13 protein-coding genes are annotated in these 21,213 nt (G+C 71.9%); 9 read left to right on the plus strand and 4 right to left on the minus strand.

What is annotated here, in order from left to right; translation table 11 throughout:
- Window positions 1-12: 12 nt before the first annotated feature.
- The gene (locus tag OG254_RS46640; protein ID WP_405593915.1) at window positions 13-852 is read left to right on the plus strand and encodes an SDR family oxidoreductase; all 840 of its coding nucleotides are present in this window, start codon (window positions 13-15) and stop codon (window positions 850-852) included.
- A 20-nt stretch (window positions 853-872) separates the two neighbouring features.
- Here the strand turns inward: OG254_RS46640 and OG254_RS46645 are convergent, their stop codons facing one another.
- Entirely contained in the window at window positions 873-1,499 is a 627-nt protein-coding gene (locus OG254_RS46645) for a TetR/AcrR family transcriptional regulator (protein WP_405593918.1), read from the minus strand.
- A gap of 129 nt (window positions 1,500-1,628) precedes the next feature.
- Window positions 1,629-2,279 (minus strand): TetR/AcrR family transcriptional regulator, encoded by a 651-nt coding sequence (locus OG254_RS46650; RefSeq protein WP_405593920.1) that lies wholly within the window; start codon window positions 2,277-2,279, stop codon window positions 1,629-1,631.
- Window positions 2,280-2,414: 135 nt separating this feature from the next.
- Between OG254_RS46650 and OG254_RS46655 the strand changes: the two genes are divergently transcribed.
- From OG254_RS46655 to OG254_RS46680, 6 genes are all read left to right on the plus strand, one after another.
- On the plus strand, window positions 2,415-3,551 hold the full coding sequence (locus OG254_RS46655) for a VOC family protein (protein WP_405593922.1): 1,137 nt from the start codon (window positions 2,415-2,417) through the stop codon (window positions 3,549-3,551).
- A complete protein-coding gene (locus OG254_RS46660; protein ID WP_405593924.1) occupies window positions 3,548-4,543 on the plus strand; it encodes a fumarylacetoacetate hydrolase family protein in 996 nt (331 codons plus the stop codon). Before OG254_RS46655 ends, OG254_RS46660 begins: the two co-directional genes overlap by 4 nt.
- Window positions 4,540-6,441 carry an acyl-CoA synthetase gene (locus OG254_RS46665; RefSeq protein ID WP_405593926.1) on the plus strand — a complete coding sequence of 634 codons (1,902 nt, stop codon included), beginning with the start codon at window positions 4,540-4,542 and terminating at the stop codon, window positions 6,439-6,441. Before OG254_RS46660 ends, OG254_RS46665 begins: the two co-directional genes overlap by 4 nt.
- Window positions 6,442-6,788: 347 nt before the next feature.
- The gene (locus tag OG254_RS46670) at window positions 6,789-8,105 is read left to right on the plus strand and encodes an MFS transporter (protein ID WP_405593928.1); all 1,317 of its coding nucleotides are present in this window, start codon (window positions 6,789-6,791) and stop codon (window positions 8,103-8,105) included.
- Window positions 8,105-11,344, plus strand: coding sequence for a type I polyketide synthase (locus OG254_RS46675; protein WP_405593931.1), 3,240 nt, complete (start codon window positions 8,105-8,107; stop codon window positions 11,342-11,344). The genes OG254_RS46670 and OG254_RS46675 overlap by 1 nt, the downstream gene beginning before the upstream one ends.
- 47 nt (window positions 11,345-11,391) lie before the next feature.
- Window positions 11,392-18,633, plus strand: a complete 7,242-nt coding sequence (locus OG254_RS46680; RefSeq protein WP_405595604.1) for a MupA/Atu3671 family FMN-dependent luciferase-like monooxygenase — start codon at window positions 11,392-11,394, stop codon at window positions 18,631-18,633.
- 69 nt (window positions 18,634-18,702) lie between these two features.
- Here OG254_RS46680 and OG254_RS46685 read toward each other — a convergent pair whose 3' ends face one another.
- Together OG254_RS46685 and OG254_RS46690 are read right to left on the minus strand one after the other, a co-directional pair.
- The gene (locus tag OG254_RS46685; protein WP_351192788.1) at window positions 18,703-19,053 is read right to left on the minus strand and encodes a hypothetical protein; all 351 of its coding nucleotides are present in this window, start codon (window positions 19,051-19,053) and stop codon (window positions 18,703-18,705) included.
- Between the two features lie 74 nt (window positions 19,054-19,127).
- Window positions 19,128-20,138 (minus strand): GlxA family transcriptional regulator, encoded by a 1,011-nt coding sequence (locus OG254_RS46690; protein ID WP_405593934.1) that lies wholly within the window; start codon window positions 20,136-20,138, stop codon window positions 19,128-19,130.
- 228 nt (window positions 20,139-20,366) lie between these two features.
- Here OG254_RS46690 and OG254_RS46695 point away from each other — a divergent pair, with 228 nt between their 5' ends.
- Window positions 20,367-20,828, plus strand: coding sequence for a DUF2269 family protein (locus OG254_RS46695; RefSeq protein ID WP_405593936.1), 462 nt, complete (start codon window positions 20,367-20,369; stop codon window positions 20,826-20,828).
- Window positions 20,829-20,997: 169 nt separating this feature from the next.
- Complete coding sequence (locus OG254_RS46700) at window positions 20,998-21,213, plus strand: hypothetical protein (protein ID WP_351192797.1); 216 nt, start codon at window positions 20,998-21,000, stop codon at window positions 21,211-21,213.

A 21,213-nucleotide genomic window follows, 5' to 3' on the forward strand; every position in this document is an offset into this window, starting at 1 on the left:
TACGGTGGTTCCATGACGCAGACGCAGAAGATTCTTGTCACCGGGGCCACCGGAACCGTCGGCCGCCAGGTCGTCGCCGAACTGCTCGCCCGCGGTCACGCGGTCCGCGCACTCACCCGGGACGCGGCCAAGGCCGACCTCCCGGCCGGGGTCGAGGTGGTCCAGGGCGACCTGACCGACCCGGACAGCCTGATCCCGGCCCTGGAGGGCGTCACCGGCGTCCACCTGATCACCTTCGGCGGGGCCTACTTCGCCCCGCTGGAGACCGGCCCGCGCATCCTGGAACTGGCCCGGGCGTCCGGCGTGCGCCGGGTCACCGTGCTGCACGGTGGTGAGGCGACGCCGCTGGAGGAGGCGGTGCGGGCGGACGACGGTGTCGACTGGACGGTGCTCATGCCGGTCGAGTTCATGGGCAACGCCCTGGAGTGGGCGGACGGCATCGTGGCCTCGGGTGAGGTGCGCGAGCCGTTCGTCTCCCGGCTGAGTGCCATGGTCCACGAGGGCGACATCGGCGCGGTCGCGGCGGTCGCTCTCACCGAGGAGGGGCACGGAGGCCAGGAGTACGTGATCACCGGACCCGAACTGCTCACCGTGGGCGACAAGGTGGCGCACGTCGCCGCCGCCCGCGGCCGGGAGATCGACCTGGTCGAGCTGACCGAGGAGCAAGCCGTCGCGCAGTGGCGGGCGGCCGGTCACTCGCAGGACGTGATCGGCTTCCTGCTGGAGGCGTACGGCAATACGCCGGAGGTCGGCCGTACGGTGCTCGACACCGTCGAGAAGGTCACCGGGCAGCCGGCCCGCACCTTCGGCCAGTGGGCCACGGAGCACGCGGACGCCTTCAGGGCGGGCTGACCCGGTCGCCGTGGATACCTCTACCGCTCCTGCGCCAACCGTGTCGCCGCGTCGTGGACGACCCGTGCGTGCAGCTCGAACAGCGCCACCAGGTCGACGGCATCGCCCTTGACCTCGCGCTGTACGAACAGGCCGTCGGCGCCGGCGATGGCGTAGGTGGTGAGGGTGTCCACGGCCGCCTCGTCCAGGTCCGGGAACAGGGCGGCGGCCACCTCGGCGATCTTGTGGTGGGTGATGCCGCGGACCTGCAGGAACACCGTGCGGCCCCGGGGTTCGGTGGGCCGCCGCTCCAGGGCGAGCATGAGACCCAGGCGCAGGAAGTCGGGGGCGTCGACGAGCGACTTCGCCACGTTCGCGGCCATGACGGTGACCCGCTCCAGGGGCGTACCGGTCTCCTCGCCGGGCAGCTCGACGGCCGTGAGCCAGGCCTCGAAGCTGCGCTCGATGACCGCGGCGATCAGGTCGTCCTTGTCCTTGAAGTGCCAGTAGATGGAGCTGGCGGGCAGCCCGCACTTGGCGCTGACGGCCGCGATCGAGGTGCCGTCGTAGCCGCGCTCACCGGCGATCTCCACGGTGGCGTCGAGGATGCGCTGGCGTGACTCCACCCCGTTCGCGCGCTTCTTGCGCGTGGTCTGCGCACTGGTCATGGGGTGCCTCCCCGGCCGGCAGGGTCGTCGTACCGGGCCGTCGATCTCTGGTGAACGATCACAGTCTGAAGCGTCCACTCTAATTGGAGCACCCCCTACAGCAGGGGCGGCGTACCGCCCTGACGGCGCTCAGCCGACGAGGGTGTCGACCAGGTCGAGGTCCGGCAGGTCGAGCGAGCAGATCCGCGCGGCCTCGTCGGCCGGGAGGCCGAACTGCCGCAGCAGACTGCGGGCGACCAGGTCCGCGGACTGTGCGTCGTCACGGTCGGGCTGGGCGTGCAACAGCGAGCCCAGCGCCAGCACGGCCGCCGCCGTCATCACGAGGGCGAGGTCCAGGTCCTCCACCTCGAACCGCCCCGCGTCCACCGCCGTGCGGATGTCATGGAACGCCCGGGGCGCCAGGCCGCTTTCGGAGCGGGTCAGTTCCAGGCCCTGGCCGAGCAGGACGCGGCTCAGCTCGGGGTGGCGGCGGTGCAGCCGGCCGGTCATGCGGAAGCTCTGCGCGAAGGCGACCGCCGGGTCGTCGATGTCGGCGGTGAGGCGGTCCATCAGCGAGCCCCACCACTCCAGCGCTTCCTCCACCGCGACGCGGAAGAGCTCTTCCTTGCTGTCGAAGTGGTTGTAGAACGAGCCGACGCCGATGTCGGCGCGCTCGGTGATCTCCAGGATGGGTACGTCCGTCCGCCCCTCGGCCAGCAGGCGCTGGGCCGCGTCCACCAGGGCGGTGCGCGTGCGCGCCTTTCGCCGGTCGACTCGCCCGGGTGCGGTCCGCTCGGCCATCACGCAATCCTCCATCCCGCCCGTACGGGCTCCACCCGGCACTTTAGCTGCCTCGACGTGTTTCCTGAAGATTTCTTCAGTTCTCTTGACTGACGTCGGATTCGGAAGTGAATATTTCTTCAGGAGGTGGTGACCGTGGGTGGCACGCACAATGACCTGCACTCCGAGCAGGGCTCACTCCCCGGAGAGCATCCGGGCCGGGCGGCGAACCCGGTGATCAAGGTCCACGACATCGCGTGGCTGGAATTCTGCAAGCCCGATCTGGACCGGGCCGAGGCCTTCGCCCAGGCCTTCGGCTTCGTCACGTCGTACCGCGACAGCAGCGAGCTGCACCTGCGGGGAACGCGGGCCGGCGCGCCGTGCGTGATCATCCGCAAGGGGCGGAGGTCGCGGTTCCTGGGCCCCGCCTTCCGCGCCGGGGACACCCGCGACCTGCTCCGGCTGGCCGAGGCCGCCGACACCCGGGTGCATCCGCTGCCGCGGCACCTGGGCGGGTCGGTGGTGGAGCTGCTCGACCCGAGCGGACTTCGGGTGCGCGTCGTCGCCGAGACCGACGAGCTGCCCGCACTGGCCGCGCAGGGCGCGCAGGGCGCGCAGACGTTCAACTTCGGAGGCGGTCTGGCCCGGGCCAACGCCACCCAACGGCCGCCACGGGAACCGGCGGGGGTGCGGCGCCTCGGGCATGTCGTCCTCCAGACGACCACCTACCTGCGCACGTTGAACTGGTATCTGGAGCAACTCGGCCTGATCGTCAGCGACTTCCTCTACTACGAGGGCCAGCGCGAGCGAGGCCCCACGATGTGCTTCATCCGCTGCGACCGAGGCGGGTCCCTCACCGACCACCACACCCTGGCCCTGACCCTCGGCCCCTCCAACCGGTATGTGCACTCGGCGTACGAGGTCACCGACCTCGACGCGCTGGCCGCCGGCGGCCAGCACCTGCTTCAGGAGGGCTACCGGCGGTCCTGGGGGATCGGCCGGCACATCCAGGGCAGCCAGATCTTCGACTACTGGCGCGACCCCGACGGCTTCCTGGTCGAGCACTTCACCGACAGCGACATGTTCGACTCCACCCTGGAACCCGGCTGGGCGCCGATGACGGCCTCCGGCCTGGCGCAGTGGGGCCCGCCGGCCACCAAGGACTTCCTGGGCATCGCCCCCGGACGCGAGTCGCTGGCCGAGCTGCGCTCGATCATCACGGCCCTTCGATCCGACGACAACGAGTTCGACCTGGAACGCCTGCGCGGCCTGCTGAAAGTGGCTACCTCATGACCCTCTCCGTCCTCCGTACCTCCGACGCATGGTGGGTCGCGCTCGACGAGCTCCCCCACTCTCGGCTTCGCTCGAGCGGGGGGACCCCCATGGCCGTGCCGGTCGATACGTCGGCCACGACGACCGCCGAGCTTCTCGACGACGTCGTCACGGTCCACATGGCCCTGGCCGAGGCCCGCGCGGGCACCTCTTCGGCGCAGCCCCGCCGCATCGCCGAACTCCCGCTCGTCTCCCCGGTCACCGCGCCGTGCCGGGTGGTCGCGCAGATGACCAACTACGTCTCCCACGTGCGCGACTCGGGCATGAACCCCGAGACCGTCCCGCTGACGTTCTTCCGCAAGACCTCGGGCTCCATCGGCGGCCCCTTCGACGAGATAGTGAAGCCGCCCCACGTCCGCTTCCTCGACTACGAGATCGAACTCGGCCTGGTCGTCGGGCGCCCGCTCGACGTCGGCACCGCGGTGACCGCCGCCAACTGGAGGGACCACATCGCCGGCCTGGTCGTCACCAACGACGTCTCGGCACGGGACGTACAGCTACCGAAGACACAGTTCTACGAGGCCAAGTCCTACCCGACCTTCACTCCCGTCGGCCCCGCCCTGGTCCTGCTGGACGCCGACGAGCTGGACCGCCTTTCCGAACTCAGGCTCGTCCTCAAGGTCAACGGCGAGATCCGCCAGAACAGCGACCTCACCGACATGATCTACAGCCCGCTCCAGGCCCTCCAGGAACTCTCCCGCTTCCAGGCCCTCGCACCCGGCGACCTGATCCTCACCGGCACGCCCGGCGGTACGGCCCTCAAGGCGCCGCCCAAACCGGTGGAGATCATCGGCGCGCTCCTGCCGCCGTCCCTGAAGTGGAAGGCGTTCTTCAACTCCCAGGCGAAGAACGACAAGTACCTCCATGACGGCGATGTGCTGGAGCTGTCCATCCGCACCCCCGACGGCGCCATCGACCTCGGCACCCAGCAGAACAAGGTGAGGTACGCGTGACCACCGAGACCCCCATGGCGTGGCCGCGCTACGACCACCCCGACGACCTGGCCGCCATCGAGGCCACCCCGCTCGCCGCACGCGGACTGCCCGGCACCTCGTACGACCTGTTGCGCCGGGCGGCAGCTCAATGGCCCGAGCGGACCGCGCTCACCGTCCTGCCCGATGCCGCCTCGTGGCGCACGCCCAGGAACCGCACCCACGCCGATCTCCTCGCCGACGTCCACCGCGCGGCCAACGCCCTGCACCGCCTCGGCGTCCGCCGCCACGACAGCGTCGCCCTGCTCTCCCCGAACTGCGACGAACTCATCACCGCACTCCTCGCCGCCCAGCTCGCCGGCATCGTCACCCCCGTCAACCCGGCGCTCGCCCGTGACCATGTCGCCGAGCTGGTCCGCCGCGCGGGCGCCCGCGTGATCATCACCGCCTCCCCGGAACTGGACCCCGAGGCGTTCGCCACCGGCGCCGAACTGGCCCGGCAGGGCCTGGTCGACCACGTGCTCGTGCTGAGCCCCACCACCGGCGGGACCACGACCTTGCCATCGGTCCCGAACGCCACCGTCGCCCACCTCGCCGACGCGGCCGCCGACTGCCCGCACGACCGCTTCCTCGGCGAGCCGCCCACGAGCGGCGACCTCGCCGCGTTCTTCCACACGGGCGGCACGACCGGAGCCCCGAAACTCGCCGCCCACACGCACGCCAACGAGATCTCCGACGCGTGGATGATCGCGGCCAACTCCGTACTCGACGACGACTCGGTCGTGTTCGCCGCGCTGCCGCTGTTCCACGTGAACGCGCTCGTCGTGACACTGCTCGCACCGCTGTTCCGAGGCCAACGCGTCGTGTGGGCGGGGCCGTTGGGCTACCGAGACGGGGTGCTGTACGCGGAGTTCTGGCGCATCGTCGAGCACTACCGGATCGCCGCGATGAGCGCCGTCCCCACGGTGTACGCCGTCCTGGCCGCGTGTCCGGTCGACGGGAGGGACATCGGCTCGATGCGGTGCGCGATGGTCGGCGCCTCCGCGCTGCCCGACGGGGTGCGCACCACTTTCGAGACGGCGACCGGGATTCCGCTCCTGGAGGGGTACGGCCTGACCGAGGCGACCTGTGCCAGCGTCCGCGGCTTCCTGGACGTCCGCCGACCAGGATCGGTGGGGCAGCGGCTGCCGTACCAGAACATCAGGATCGTCGACGCGGACACCGGCGCCGAGCGGCCGGCAGGGCAGGCCGGCACCATCCTCATCAGCGGTCCGACCGTCTTCCCCGGCTACGTCCAGGGCCCCGCCGCGGACGGCCATCTGATCAGCGCTCAGGGCAAGGTGACCGACGGCTGGCTGGACACCGGCGACCTCGGCTACCTCGACGGCGACGGCTTCCTCCACCTCACCGGACGCGCGAAGGACCTCATCATCCGCGGCGGCCACAACATCGACCCCCGGACCATCGAGGACGCCCTGCTCTCGCACCCCGCGGTCACCGGGGCCCAGGCCGTCGGGCAGCCGGACGAGCGGGCGGGCGAGGTGCCGGTGGCGTACGTGACGCTCGCCGACGGCACGGTCGGCGAGGACGACCTGCGGGCCTGGGCCGCCGCGCACGTCAGCGAGGCGGCCGCCGCACCGAAGGCCGTCCGCGTCCTCGACGCACTCCCCGTCACCGCGGTCGGCAAGCCGTACAAGCTCGCACTGCGCGCCGACGCCGCCCGCCGTGTCCTGAGTGACGTCCTCGGCGACATCGACCACGTGCAGGGGATCTCCGCCGACGCCGACTCCGGGTCGGTGACGGTGACCGTGACACTGGGAGCCTTGGCGCCGGCCGCTGCGAGGGGCGAAGTGGAGCGCCGGGTCGGCAACTTCGCCGTGGCGTGCCGCGTCGTCGCACCGCACCGAGGAGATGACTGAGGTACTCCCACAGCAAGCATCGGTGCCGGTGACCGGCACAGGTCCGTGGAGCGTGCCGAAAATCGCCAAATCCGGACCGGAAGTCGTCTAGACCTCCCTGGAGTCTTGAACCCGCCTGTCCGGGTCTGCTTGTGTGATGGATCAATGGCCACCGTCCGGTGGCGCATAGGGGGAATGGTTTCTGTGCTGGGCCGGCAAGGGGGACACGAACACGCCGTGCGACAGCGGTGGGCGACGCCGTATCGGCGCCTGCCGTCCGCCTGGACTCCGACTCGCGACTGAGCGGGCGGGCACGGCATTCCGGCCACACATCATTCACACCCTTCATGCAGACCAGGGGAAGGTGCATGAGGTACTTCCGTCTGCTCGTCCTGGGCAACGGCATCTCGGCGTACGGCAGTTACCTGAACATGGTGGCGCTGAACGTCTTCGTCTACGACGCCACCGGCAGCGCGCTGGCCGCCGGACTCTTCATGGCCGTCCGCCTGGCGACGAGCGTCGTGTCGGGCTGGGTGAGCGGCCGGCTCGTGACGGCCCACGACCGCAAGCGGCTGATGGTCGGCGCCGACCTGTGCCAGGCCGTGGCGCTGCTGACGCTGCTGTTCGCCCCGGACGGCACGCGCGTGGGACTGCTCTACGCCCTCGCCGTGGTCACCGGCGGCTGCTCGACGCTGTCCCAGGTCGCCCTGCGCAGCAGCATCCCTGAGATCGTCGGGGCCGAGCACCGGGTGCGGGCCAACGGGCTGCTGGTGACGGGGCGCTCGCTCGCCATGATCGCCGGGTTCGCCTCGTCGGGCCTGGTCGTGGCGGAATTCGGGTACTCCGCCGCCTTCGCCCTGGACGCCGCGACCTTCCTGGTCTCCGCGACGGTGCTGTACCTGCTGCCCGTGCGGACCAAGGCACCCGCGGCCGGCGCCGGCTCCGCGGAGTCCTCGGACGCCGCGCGCTGGACCGCCCGCATGCTCCTCGGTACGGCGCCGGTGCTGATGGCGATGATCGCCATCCGGGCGGTGGACGGGCTCGGCTCCTCGTCCCACAACGTCGCCCTGCCCATCTACTCCAGCGCTCTGGATCCCGACCATCCGGCCACGTTCATCAGCCAGTTCTGGGCCACCTGGGCGATCGGCAACATCGTCGCCCAGCAGGTCATCGGCCGGGTCACGAAGAAGAGCGGGCGGACACCGGGGGAGCGGGCCTTCGCGCTCGGCGCCTGTGTGATGTCGGCCGGGTTCATCGTGGTGTTCTGCGGCCTGCCGACCGTGCCCGCCGTCATCGCCGCGCTCGTCGCGGGGGCCGCCGACGGATTCACCGAGATCGTCTACGTGTCGAGGCTCCAGACCGCCCCCGACGAGCAGCGCGGCCGCCTCTTCGGGCTCTCCGCCTCGGCCGAGAACACCGGCTTCGGCCTCGGCATGCTCGTGAGCGGCGCGCTGCTGGAGAGGTTCTCGCCGCTGCAGGTGGTGGCCGCTTTCCAGGGCCTCGCGATCGCGCTGTGCGTGGCACTGCTGCTGGTGCTCGTCAGACGGGGCGGCGAGCGCGATCCCGGCGACGAGGGGAAGACGTCCGCCGATGACACGGGCGACCGTGACGCGGGCGACCGTGACGCTGTTGCCGACGACAAGGGCGGCCGTGACGCGTCGACCGTGACGGAGGGACGCGGCTGATGGCGACGGACGATCCCGACCCCCGGATGGCCGTCATCGGCATGGCCTTCCGGCTGCCCGGCGCCGACACGCCCGACGAACTCTGGCGCGTCGTCCACGACGGCACGGACCGCATCACCCGGTTCACGGAAGGGGAACTGGCCGCCGCCGGTGTCCCCGAAGAGGAGTACCGGGCACCGGACTTCGTCGGCGCCTCCGGCGTGCTGGACGACATCGCCGGCTTCGACGCCCAGCACTTCGGGATGAGCGCCCGCGAGGCCCGGATCACCGACCCCCAGCACCGCATGTTCCTGGAGTGCGCCCAGCACGCCCTGGAGGACGCCGGGTACCCGGACGAACGCGACGGCACCCGCGTCGGCGTGTACGCCAGCACCGGCTACCACCTGTACACGCTCCAGAACTACCTCCTCAACAACGTCCTGCCCAGCGAGTCCGCCACCGACTGGATGGCGGGCATGCAGATCACGGTCGGCAACTACGCCGACTTCACGGCCACCCGCGTCGCCTACCGGCTGGGCCTGACCGGGCCGGCCGTCAACGTCCAGACCGGCTGCTCCAGTTCGCTGGTCGGCGTGCAGTGCGCCGCCCAGTCCCTGCTCTTGGGCGACTGCGACATCGCCCTCGTCGGCGCCACCGCCGTCCATGTGCCGCGGGTCCTCGGCTACCGGTACGTCAAGGGCTCGATCCTCTCCAAGTCGGGCCGCCTGAGGGCGTTCGACGCGGGCGCCGACGGCACCGTCGGAGGGACCGGCGTCCTGGCCGTCGTACTGAAGCGGCTGGCCCGGGCCGTCGACGACGGCGACACGATCCACGGCGTCATCCGCGGCTGGGGCATCAGCAACGACGGCGCCGGCAAGACGGCGTTCACCGCCCCCAGCGCACAGGGACAGCGCCTCGCCATCCGGCAGGCCCTGCGGCGGGCCGGCGTCGGCGCGGACAGCATCGGCTACCTGGAGACCCACGGCACCGGCACCCTCAAGGGCGACCCGATCGAGTTCGACGGGGCCGCCGGCGCCTATCGTGAGGACACCGACCGCACCGGCTACTGCGCCCTCGGCTCGACCAAGGCCAACATCGGCCATCTCGACGCGGCCTCGGGCCTGGCCGGGCTCGTCAAGACCCTGCTGGTGCTGAAGCACGGCGTCATCCCGCCGATGGCGAACTTCGACGAGCCCAACCCCGCCATCGACCTCGACCGCAGCCCCTTCTACATCCCCCGCACCGCCCGGCCCTGGCCCAGCAGCGACGTGCCCCGCCGCGCGGGCCTCACCTCACTGGGCGTCGGCGGCACCAACGTCCACCTGATCCTGGAACAGGCCCCGCAGCCCACGCCCCGGACCGACGCCGCCGAACCCCCGGACGTCCTCCTGGTCTCCGCGAGCTGCGAGGACGCCCTCGCGGACAACGCCCGCGCCCTGAGCGAGCGGTTACGGCAGCCGCCCGCACCGCAGTTGGCGGACCTCGTCACCACCTCCGCACTCGGCCGCGCCCACGGCCGCCACCGGCTCGCGGTCCGCGGCGCCACGCCGGCCGCGCTCGCCGACGCCCTCGACGGCTGGCTCGCCGGGAACGCGGGAGCGGCGGTGCACACGGGGAGGGCGCCGCACGAAGGGCACGCGCGCGTGGCCTTCCAGTTCACCGGGCAGGGCAGCCGGTACCCGGGGATGGCCCGCGCCCTCCACGAGCGCTTCCCCGTCGTACGCGAAGTGCTCGACGCCTGCGAGGACCACCACCGCGACCTCACCGGGGACCCACTGCTCACCGACGAGGCAGCGGGGGAGGAGACACTCCAGGACACCGACACCGCGCAACCCGCGCTGTTCGCCCTGCAGTGCGCCCTCGTCCGGCTGTGGCGCGCCACCGGCATCGCACCGCACTCCGTCACCGGCCACAGCGTCGGCGAGTACGCCGCCCTGTACGCGGCCGGAGCCCTCTCCCTCGACGACGGTCTGCGCCTCACCGTCGAGCGCGGCCGGCTGATGCAGCAGCGCTGCGACCCCGGCGCGATGGTGGCCGCGCCGCTCGACCGGGAGGCCGCCCTCGCGCTGGCCGCCGAGGTGCCCGGACTGGAAGTGGCCGTGACCAACGGGGACCGCGCCCAGGTGCTCGCGGGGACGGTGGCGGCCGTGGACCGGGCGTGCGCCCTGCTGGAGCGTCGCGGCACACCGGGGCAACGGCTTCCGGTGACCCGCGCCTTCCACACGGCCCTGATGGAACCGATGCTGGAGGAGTTCCGGAAGGTCCTCGCCGACGTGGCCCTGCGACCGGTGGACATCCCGTTCGTCAGCGCGCTGGACGGGGTGACCCACCCGCCCGGCTGGATCCCGGACGCCGACCATCTCGTCCGGCACACGCGTGAGCCCGTCCGCTTCGACCTGGCGTTGCGCGGCATCGGGGCACAACAGCCCGACGTACTGCTGGAGATCGGACCGCACACCACCCTCAGCGGACTGGCCCGCAGAGCACTGCCCGCCGTTGCGTCCGTGCCGTCCCTGCGCCGCGGTACAGGGCTCGGCGCCCTCTGGGGTGCGGCCGCGGGGCTGCACTGCGCGGGCGCGGACGTCGACTGGCGGGTGCTCCTGGCCGGCAGCGGGGGCCGACGCGTCCCCCTGCCCGGATACCGGTTCCAGCACAAAGACCACTGGACGGGGCCGAGGTTGACGGCCCTGAGCACGAGAACAACAGCGAGACAGGGAGCCGAAGTGGTTCAGCAAGACGCAGCGGTCGCGCGCGTACTCCAGAGCATCGTCCGGACGACCGCGCGGCACCTCGGCGAAGAGCCGTCGGCGATCGTCGGTGACGCGTCCTTCTTCGACCTCGGCGCCGACTCGCTCCAGATGATCAGCGTGCTGCGGGAACTGGAGCAGGAACACCGGGTCAAGGTGACGATGCGGCAGCTGTTCGAGGAGACGGGCTCGCCGCGGCGGCTCGCGGAGTTCATGGTCGCGCGGATGCCGGCGCCGGCGCCTCAGGAGCGACCTGAGCCACCGGCCGCAGCCGAGCCGGCGCCTGTTTCGGTGCCCGCGCCCGCGCCCGTACCCGTACTCCCTCCCGAGCCCACCCGCGCCGTTTCCGCGCCCACTCCCGAGTACGCCACCCGCGAGGAACTGGAGGACCTCGCCCACAAGATCCAGCAGATGTCGCAGATACAGCTCCAGATGATGTCCCAGCTCTCCCAACTGCTGGCTCTCCAGACCGCCTCCGTGTCCGACCGGCTCAACGGCACGGTGGCCAAGTGACCGGGCTGAACGGCATATCCGCCGCACTCGACCGCGATCTGGCGGCGATGACGGAACTCTCACAGCGCATCGCCCAGCAGATGGGCGCAGCCCCCGCCGCACCGGAGCAGACGTCCCCCGAGCCGCCGCGCGCGCACGGCCCCCGGGTCACCGTCGCACGGAGCGCCGGCATGGTGCGGGACACCTCCCCGCAGACCCAGCAGGAGCACCTCGCCGACCTCGTACGCCGCTACACGGCGAGGACCCCGACCTCCAAGGCGATCGCCCAGCGCCATCGCCGCGTCCTGGCCGACAGCCGCGCGGTGGTCGGATTCCGCAGTGGCACGAAGGAGATGCTGTACCCCATCGCGGGCCGCCGGGCGAGCAGGGCACGGCTGGAGGATGTCGACGGCAACGAGTACGTCGACATCACGATGGGCTTCGGCGTCCTCCTCTTCGGCCATGAGCCGCACTTCGTGACGGAGGCTGTCCGCGAGCACCTGTCCCGCGGCATCCAGCTCGGCCCGCGGGGCGTCGAGACCGGCGAGGCCGCGGAACTCCTCGCCGAACTGACCGGCCTGGAGCGCGTCGCCTTCGCCAACTCCGGTACGGAGGCCAACTCGGCGGCCATCCGGCTGGCCCGCGCCGCCACCGGCCGCGACAAGATCGTCACCTTCCTGGGCGCGTACCACGGCCACGCCGACAACGTCCTCGGCCGCCCCTCCGGCAGCGGCACCGACCAGCTCACCGTGCCGGTCTCCCGGGGCATCCCGCAGTCCGCCGTCGCCGATCTGCTGGTCCTCGCCTACGGCAGCGACACCGCCCTGGAGACCATCGAACGGCACGCCGGCGACATCGCCGCGGTCGTCGTCGAGCCGGTGCAGAGCAGACACCCCGCGCTCCAGCCCGTCGAGTTCGTGCGCAGGCTGCGGGAGGTGACCCGCCGACACGGCATCGTCCTGCTCTTCGACGAGATGCTGACGGGCTTCCGCCCGGCCGCGCGCGGCGCACAGGAGCTGTACGGCGTCACACCGGACCTCGCCACCTACGGCAAGCTGCTCGGCGGCGGCTTCCCCATCGGCGCGATTGCCGGCCGCGCGGACATCATGGACGGCGTCGACGGCGGCCACTGGTCCTACGGCGACGACAGCTACCCGCCCGCCGACACCACCTTCTTCGGCGGTACGTACATCCAGCACCCGGTCTCCATGGTCGCCGCGCGCGCCGTGCTCACCCACCTCAAGGAGCACAGCCCGAGCCTCCAGGAGCGGCTCAACGCGCGCACCGCCGAACTGGCCGCGACGCTCAACGGCTTCTTCGAGGCCGAGGAGTACCCGCTGCGCATGACCCACTTCGGCTCCCAGTTCCGCTTCGAGCACCGAGCCGACCTGGAACTCCTCTACCACCACCTGATGCTGCGCGGCGTGCACGTCTGGGAGTGGCGCAACTTCTTCCTGTCCACCGCCCACTCCGACGGCGACATCGAGTTCGTGGCGGACGCCGTACGGGATTCGCTGCGCGAGCTGCGGTCGGCGGGATTCTTCCCGGGCGGTCCGCTCGTGGCGCCGAAGGTCACGCCGCCACCGGCTCCGGTAGCGCTCGCGCCCGCCCCGGTGGCCTCCATGGCCTGGAACACCGCGGCCGTCACCGGATCCCGATCCCGTACGACACCCGTGACAGAAGAGGCCTCCCGCACCGCCGACTTCAGCGTCTATTTCTTCGGCGACTACCCGCAGGACGCCTCCGAACCCCGGCACGGCCAGTACGAACTCCTCATGGACGTGGCCCGGTTCGCCGACCGGCACGACTTCCACGCGCTGTGGATGCCCGAGCGCCACTTCCACTCCTTCGGCGGCCTCTTCCCCAACCCGGCCGTGCTCGCCGCCGCGCTGTCCCGCGAGACCGAGCGGATCCGGCTCAACGCGGGCTCCGTCGTCCTGCCGCTCCACGACCCCATCCGGGTCGCCGAGGAGTGGTCGATGGTCGACAACCTCTCCGGCGGGCGCGTCGGCATCGGTGTCGCCAGCGGCTGGAGCGCCAACGACTTCGTCTTCTTCCCCGACCGCTTCGGCCGGCACAAGGAGCAGATGTACGAACAGCTCGAAGAGGTACGGAAGTTCTGGCGCGGCGACGCCCTGCGCCGCACCGGCGGGGACGGCGAGGTCGAGGTCCGGCTCTTCCCACGGCCGGTGCAGGACACCCCGCCCCTGTACACCGCGGTGGTCGGCAACCCCGCCTCGTTCGAACTCGCCGCCCGCCACGACCTGGGCGTCGTCACCAACCTGATGACGCAGAGCGTGGAGCAGCTGCGCGAGAACATCGCCCTCTACCGGCGCACTCGCGCCCGGCACGGCCTGGACCCGGACGCGGGTCGCGTGGCCGTGCTGCTGCACACCTACCTCGGAGACGACCACGACACCGCGAGGACCGAGGCGTACGAACCGCTGTCCCGCTACATGCGCGCGTCCCTGTCCGTCTTCAGCGGCGTCACCAACAGCCTCGGTCACAGCATCGACCTGGCCGAACTGAGCGAGGACGACCTGGACGCGGTGTTCCGCCGCGCCTACGGCCGCTACTGCGACCAGCGGGCCTTGATCGGCACGGTGGACAGCGTCCGGCCGGTCGTGGACGCGGTGACCTCGGCGGGCGCCGACGAGATCGTGGCCCTCGTCGACTTCGGAGTCGTACAGGACGCGCTGCGCGGGGGCCTGCCGCACCTGGACGCCCTGCGGCGCCACTACCGCGGACCGGACGCGGCCGACCCGCCACCGGCCGCCGTCGCCGAGCCCGCCGCCGTCGCCGAACAAGCTGCCGTCGTCGCCGAAGTCGCCCCCGCCGAAGCGCCCTTGTCACCCGGTCAGGAACGGATCTGGTTCCTGGAGCGCCTGCTCCCGGGCCGTACCGCCTACAACGAGATCAAAGCGATCCGCCTCGACGGCCCGCTCGACGTACCCGCCCTGCACGCTGCACTGCGCGGCCTCGTCGCCCGCCACGAGGGCCTGCGCACCGTCTTCCGGGAGATCGGAGGTGAGCCGCGCCAGGTCGTACGGCCGTCCGCCGACCCGGACTTCGAGGTCGTCGGCGGGACCGCAAGCACCACGGTCCAGGACGTTCTCGCGGCCGAGAGCGCCCGCCGCTTCGACCTGGCCGACGGCCCGCTGTTCGTCACCCGGCTGGTCAGGCTCGCCGCGGCCGAGCACGTCCTCGTGCTGTCCCTGCACCACATCGTGGTCGACGCGGCCTCCGCCACCGTCCTCGCCCGCGACCTCTCGGCCCTCTACCGAGCCGCACGCGACGCGGCCGCCCCCGATCTCCCCACGCTGAACTGGTCCTACGCCGACCACGCCAGGGAACTGGCCGCCTCCGCGCACGGCTCCGAGGCCGACGAGGACCTGGCCTACTGGCGCCACACCCTCGGCGGAGAGCTGCCCGTCCTCGCCCTGCCCGCCGACCGGCCGCGCCCGGCGACGATGACGTCCAACGGCCGTGCCGTCTTCCACACCCTCGACCCCGAACTCTCCCGACAGCTGCGCGAGTTGAGCCGCACCCGCCGGGGCACCCTGTTCATGACCCTGCTCGCCGGTTACGCGGCGATGCTGCACCGGGTCACCGGGCAGACGGACCTCGTCGTGGGCACCCCGATCTCGGACCGGCCCGAGCGGGCCGAGCATGTGCTGGGGTTCTTCGTGAACACCCTGGCGCTGCGCCTCGACCTGTCCGGCGACCCCTCGTTCGGCACCCTGCTCGACCGTGTGCGGACGGTCGCGCTCGACGCGTACGACCACGCCCGCGTCCCCTTCGAAAGGGTGGTGCGCGAGCTCGCCCCGCCCAGGGCGGTCGACCGGACGCCGGTGTTCCAGGCGTTCGCCGAGTTCCAGCGTGCCGAACCGTTCCGCTTCGAACTGCCCGGCATCGACGCCACACCCCTGGACGCCGGACCGGACAAGTCCCTGACGGATCTGACGGTCTACTTCACCGACCAGCCGCAGGGCGTTCGCTGCCATCTGGAGTACAACACCGACCTGTTCGACGCGGACACCGTCGACCGGTTCTTCGGCACCTTCCGCGACCTCCTCGCGGCCGCGGTCGAGAACCCCGAGACGCCGCTGTCCCGGCTCGCAACGGCAGCCGTCGACGGCGCCCCCGTGCCGCTCGCCTGGCAGCGCGGCCCGTCCCGACCGGTCCCGGACACGACCGTCCACGCACTCGTCGCCCGGCAGGCGGCCGAGACGCCGAGCGCCACGGCCGTGATCAGCGGCGACACGCGACTGACGTATCGTCAACTCGACGAGCGGGCGGAGCAGCTGGCGGGCGCCCTGCAGGAACGGCACCCCGACGGCGGCGCCGAGGTCGCCCTGTGGCTGCCACGCTGCGCCGACCTCGTCGTCGCCATGCTCGCCGTGCTCAAGGCGGGCTGCGCCTACGTGCCGCTCGACCCGTCCCTCGGGCGGGCGCGTGCCCAGCAGGTCATCGCCGAGTGCGGGGCCCGCGTCGTGGTGTCGACGCGTGAGCAGGCCGCCGCCCTCGAACTGCCGGCGGGCGTGAGCGTCGTAGCGCCCGACGCGACCGCGCAACACCCGCCACGCGCCACGTCCGCCCATGACGACCAGGTGTCGTGCTGTGTCCTCTACACCTCGGGCAGCACCGGCACCCCCAAGGGTGTCGTCGTGGCCCACCGCGGCGTCGTCGACCTGTGCCGGTGGCAGCACCGGCGCTTCGCCTTCACCTCGGCCGACCGCAGCGCGGTTGTGTGCAGCCAGAGTTTCGACGCCACGCTCCTGGAGATCTGGCCGGCGCTGACCGCGGGAGCATCGGTCACGATCGCCGACGACGAGGTTCGCAGGGACCCGCTCGCCCTGGCCCGGTGGTACGCCGAACAGGGCGTCACCTTCTCCATCCTGCCCACCGCACTGGGCGAGCAGCTGCTGAGGCTGCCCGCGCGCGACCAGCCGCCGCTGCGTCATCTGCTGCTGGGCGGCGACGTACTGCGCACCCGGCCGCGCCCCGAGGCGCCGTACGAGGCCGTCAACGTGTACGGGCCCACCGAGACCACCGTCCTGTGCACCGTGGAGACCGTCGCCCCGCACAGCCAGGACTCCGCCGCACCGATCGCGATCGGGCGTCCCGTCGACAACGTCCGGCTGAGCGTGCTGGACGAGTCGGGCAGCCCGGCCCCCGTGGGCACGGTGGGGGAGTTGTACGTCGGCGGCCCCGGCGTGGCCGCCGGCTATCTGCACCGACCCGAGCTGGGCGCGCAGCGGTTCCTGCCGGACCCGGAAGCCGGTGAGCACGCCCGCAGATACCGCACCGGCGATCTGGTCCGCTGGACCGGCGACGGGAAACTGGAGTTCTGCGGCCGGGCCGACGACCAGGTCAAGGTCCGGGGCTTCCGGGTCGAACCGGAGGAGGTCTCCCGCGTACTCAACGCCCTCGCCGGCGTGCGCGAGGCGGCGGTACTGGCCCGGCGCAACGACCGCGGCGAGGCGTACCTCGCCGCCTATGCCGTCCCCGCCGACCCGATCGGCGCGTCGGCCGACGACCGGCAGGCCCGCGCCGACGTCCTGACCGAGGAGTTGGCGGTCCGGCTGCCGGAGTACCTCGTGCCGCGCGCCTGGCGCATCCTGCCCGCCCTGCCCGTGTCGGGCACCGGCAAACTCGACCGGACCGCGCTGCCGGCACCCGACCTCGTCTCCACGGCACCCAGCCGCAGGCCGAGCGGCGGCGGAGCGGAGGCCGGTCACCGGACCGGCATCGAGCGACGGGTCCGGGAGCTGTGGGCGGAGGAGTTCGGCGTCGACGCCGACGGCATCGCGGGGGACGCCTCGTTCTTCGACCTGGGAGGGCACTCGATCACCGCGATGCGGCTGGTGAACCGGGTCCGTGAGGAGTTCGGCACCGAGTACCCGATGCTGACCTTCTATCAGGACCCCACGCCGAGGGCCATGACGGCCCAGCTGGCGGGCGGTGCCGAGCCGAATCGGCCGACCGAGGCCGATGACGGACCGGGCAGCGTGGAACGCCGCGCGCCCGCCACCGCACAGCAGTCCCGCTTCGCCACGGTCCACGCCGACCACCTCCTGCCGCAGGTCTTCAACGTCGCCCTGCGGATCACCCTCTCCGGTGACCTGGACGTGGCGGCACTGCGGGCCGCCCTGACCCGGCTGGTCGAACGGCACGAGGGCCTGCGGACCCGCCTGGCCCGCAGCGGCGACGGCTGGGAGCAGCAGGTACTGCGGCCCGGCGCGGTGCGGCTGCCGGTCGAGGACCTCACCGCGCGGCCCGAGGAGGAGCGGCACGCCGCCGTGGAACGGGTCAGCGCCGAGGTCGCCGAGACGCCCCTCGATCCCACCGAGGGCACGCCGATGGCGCTGCGCCTCCTGCGGACCGGCGAGAGCACCTGGGTCCTGCTCCTCGTCCTGCACCACTCCGCGTGCGACGGCTGGTCCGTCAGCCTCCTGCTGAAGGAACTGGCCGCGCTCTACGGGTCCGCCGCGCAGGGCGAACCCGACACGCTCCCGCCGGTGGGGTGCCAGCCCGTGGCCTACGCCCGGTGGCAGCTGGAGCAGGCCGACGAGGCCGCCGACGAGCGGAAGCTGGAGTTCTGGCTGCGCGAACTCGACGGGGTCCCGTTCACCGTCGGCCTGCCGCTGGACCGGCCCCGGCCCGAGAGTCCGAGCGGACGCGGCGGGGCCGTGGTGTTCGGCGTGCCGGCTGAAGTGAGGTCCGGCATCGAGCGGTTGGCGAGACAGCGGGCGACGACGCCCTTCGTGGTCACGGCCGCGGCCCTCGGCCGGATGCTCGCGCAGAAGTCCGGACAGCCCGACGTGGTGTTCAACGTCTCCTACGCCAACCGGGAACGACGCGCGTTCGAGTCCTTGCTGGCCTGCACGATCACCGGCTTCGCGCTGCCGGTGCGGGGCAGCGCCACCGGTTCCTTCGCCGCTCTGACCGACCAGGTCGCCCGGACCGCGGTGGAGTGCATGGAACGGGTCATGCCGGTGCGCCGGATCGCGCCGGCGCTGCGGGAGCGCAGCGGCGTCGACGTACCGGACCGGCTGGACGTCGGCTTCGCCTACCAGAGTTCGCTGGAGGCCGAGGTCGAACTGCCGGGGCTGACCACGGCCATCGAGGACCTGGCGCCCGCCGCTGCCCGGGCCGAGCTCACCTTCGGACTGATCCCGGCCGGGGACGAACTGCGGGGCTTCGTGGAGTACTCGTCCGACCTGTGGGACCAGGCCACGATCGAGGGCTGGACCCGCGACTACGTCGCCGTGCTGCGTGAGGAGGTCGAACGGGCGTCGCGGAGTTGAACCCCGTCCGCGACGCCGCCTTGAGGCGCGCCGATGCCGGCGCGTCGCGCGGGACGGCGTCGCGGACGCTCACGCCGCGCTGCTGCTGCGCGGCATCCAGTGTCGGCACGTCAGCTCGTGCTCGGTGCCGAGGCTCGTCCACCAGCGCTCGCAGCAGGCGGAGTCGAGCTCCGCCCGCACGATCGCGTCGGCGGCGTCGCCGCTGCCGCGTGAGGCCCGTGCGATCAAGTCCAGCAGAATCTGCCGCTGTTCGCCGATCACCGTCTCCCGTACGACGGCGATGACCGGCACGAGACTGGCGGCCGCGAACAGACAGGCGGCCCAGACCGGGCCGTAGCGGACTTCGAGGATCGAGGTCCAGGCGAGCCCCGCGCTCGTGGCGACGTAGAGGACACACAGCAGGCGGCTGGAGCAGTTCATGGGCGTACACCGTCCTTTGGGGCGGATCGAATCGCCCTGTCCAACTACTCACCGCCCTCGGGGATTCGGGTGAATTATCCCACCGTGACTGACTGGAGGCGGTCCGCCGCCGACGAAGGGGCGGCGTCGGCCTTGGCCTTCCCCTGGAACGCGGACCGATAGGAGTGCGGCGTCGTGCCCACCACCCGGCGGAAGCGCTCACGGAACGCCGTCGGCGAACCGAACCCCGACTGGCGTGCGATGCGCTCGATCGGATGGTCGCTGTTCTCCAGCAGATACTGGGCTCGTCGCACCCTTGCCCGCAGCAGCCACTGCAACGGAGTCGTGCCGGTCTGCTCACGGAACCGGCGGCTGAAGGTCCGCTCACTCATCCCGGACCGCTCCGCCATCGCCCCCAGGGTGACCTCGCCGGCGAGGTTGTCCTCGATCCACTCCAGCAGGGGTTCCAGCGCCGAGCCGCGTGGCACGGGCGGGTGCTCGTGCACGATGAACTGCGCCTGCCCGCCCTCCCGTTCCAGCGGTACGACCGACACGCGGGCGGTGTGCGCTGCCACGGCCGAGCCGAGGTCGCGCCGGATCATGTGCAGGCACATGTCCAGTCCCGCGGCGGCTCCGGCGGAGGTGAGGATCTGCCCGTTGTCGACGTACAGCACGTCCGGCTCCACGTGGACGTCGGGGAAGCGCCGGGCCAGTTCGTCGGCCGCCATCCAGTGGGTGGTGGCGCGCAGCCCGTCCAGTAGTCCGGCCTCGGCCAGGACGAACGCGCCGACGCACACGGACGCGATCCGTGTGCCGGACTGTGCGGCCTCACGCAGGGCCGTCGCCACGCGGGCGGAGGGCGGTCCGGTCTCGTCGCAGCCCGGCACGATGATCGTGTCCGCGTCCGCCAGCCCGTCGAGCCCCCGGTCGATGCGCAGGGCGAAGCCCTCCGTGCGCACCTCGGGAGTCTCGGCGCACAGCCGGACCCGGTAGGGCCGGCGGCCGTCCGGCAGCCGCGTCCACCCGAACATCTGGAAGGGCGTCGCCATGTCGAACGGCACCACGTTGTCGAGAACCAGGATCGCCACGGTGTGCATGAGTGCCACCTTAGGCGGGTTCCCGCCATCATCAGAAGCCCAGGTCGTGGGAGTGGGCCTTGGCATGGGGCCGGACAGGGACGGTGGCGGGAATCCGTTGGATCCTGTCGTTTCAGCCCCTGTGCGATCGGCCGGAAGATCCCTAACGTGGGCGGAGCCGCCGCCCCGCACGAGCCGCCCCGCACGAGCCGGGCCGCGGCCCCGATGCCACGCCGACCCGGAGACCGACACCCCCCGATGACCAAGATCCTGCTCATCCTTCACGTCCTTGCCGCCATCGTCGCCGTCGGCCCCGTCACCGTCGCGGCCAGCATGTTCCCGCCGGCCGCGCGCCGCGTCCCGGCGACGGACGGCGCCGTCGCCGTGGGCACCGTCCGGCTTCTGCACCGCATCTGCCGCCTCTACGCGGCCATCGGGGTGTCGGTCCCCGTACTCGGTCTGGCCACCGCCCTGGCGATGGGGGTCCTGGGCAGCGGATGGCTCATCACGTCCATCGCCCTGACCGCCGCGGCCGCCGGCATGCTGATCGCGTTCGTCCTGCCCCGCCAGGAGGAACTCCTGGAGCAACTGAGCGCCGAACAGCCCGTGGAGCGCGCCGCCACCGTGCAACTCGCCATGGCCACCGGCATCTTCAACCTGCTGTGGGCGACCGTCACCATCCTGATGATCGTCCGGCCCGGTTCGACGACCGGAGCCTGAAGGCGGGCAGGTCGGCGGCCCGCGACCACCCTTCGGGGCCGTCATAGCACCCGTTCGTCGCCCGCGAAGCGCTCTGGCAGAATTCGTACTTCAGTGTGCGTCGGCGCCTAGACTCGACAGCCGTGCCCATATGCACACAGGGGCCACGACATGAAAGGCGCGTTGACGGGTGTTTCAGGATTCCCCCATTTACGACCGGCTGATCGCGGAACGCGGCGACATCCCCACTCAAGTGCGCAGGGAGGCCGAACGCGTCAGCCGGGACCTGGAGTTCGTGATGCAGCCGGGGCCGCCCCTCGGCCACGCACCGGCTCCGGTACGTCCGACGCCTCCCGCTCCGACCTGGCAGCGCAGCGCTCTGCCGCCCGGTCCGCACGCCGGCTGA

The organism is Streptomyces sp. NBC_01092 (assembly GCF_045039535.1).
Classification (GTDB): Bacteria; Actinomycetota; Actinomycetes; order Streptomycetales; family Streptomycetaceae; genus Streptomyces.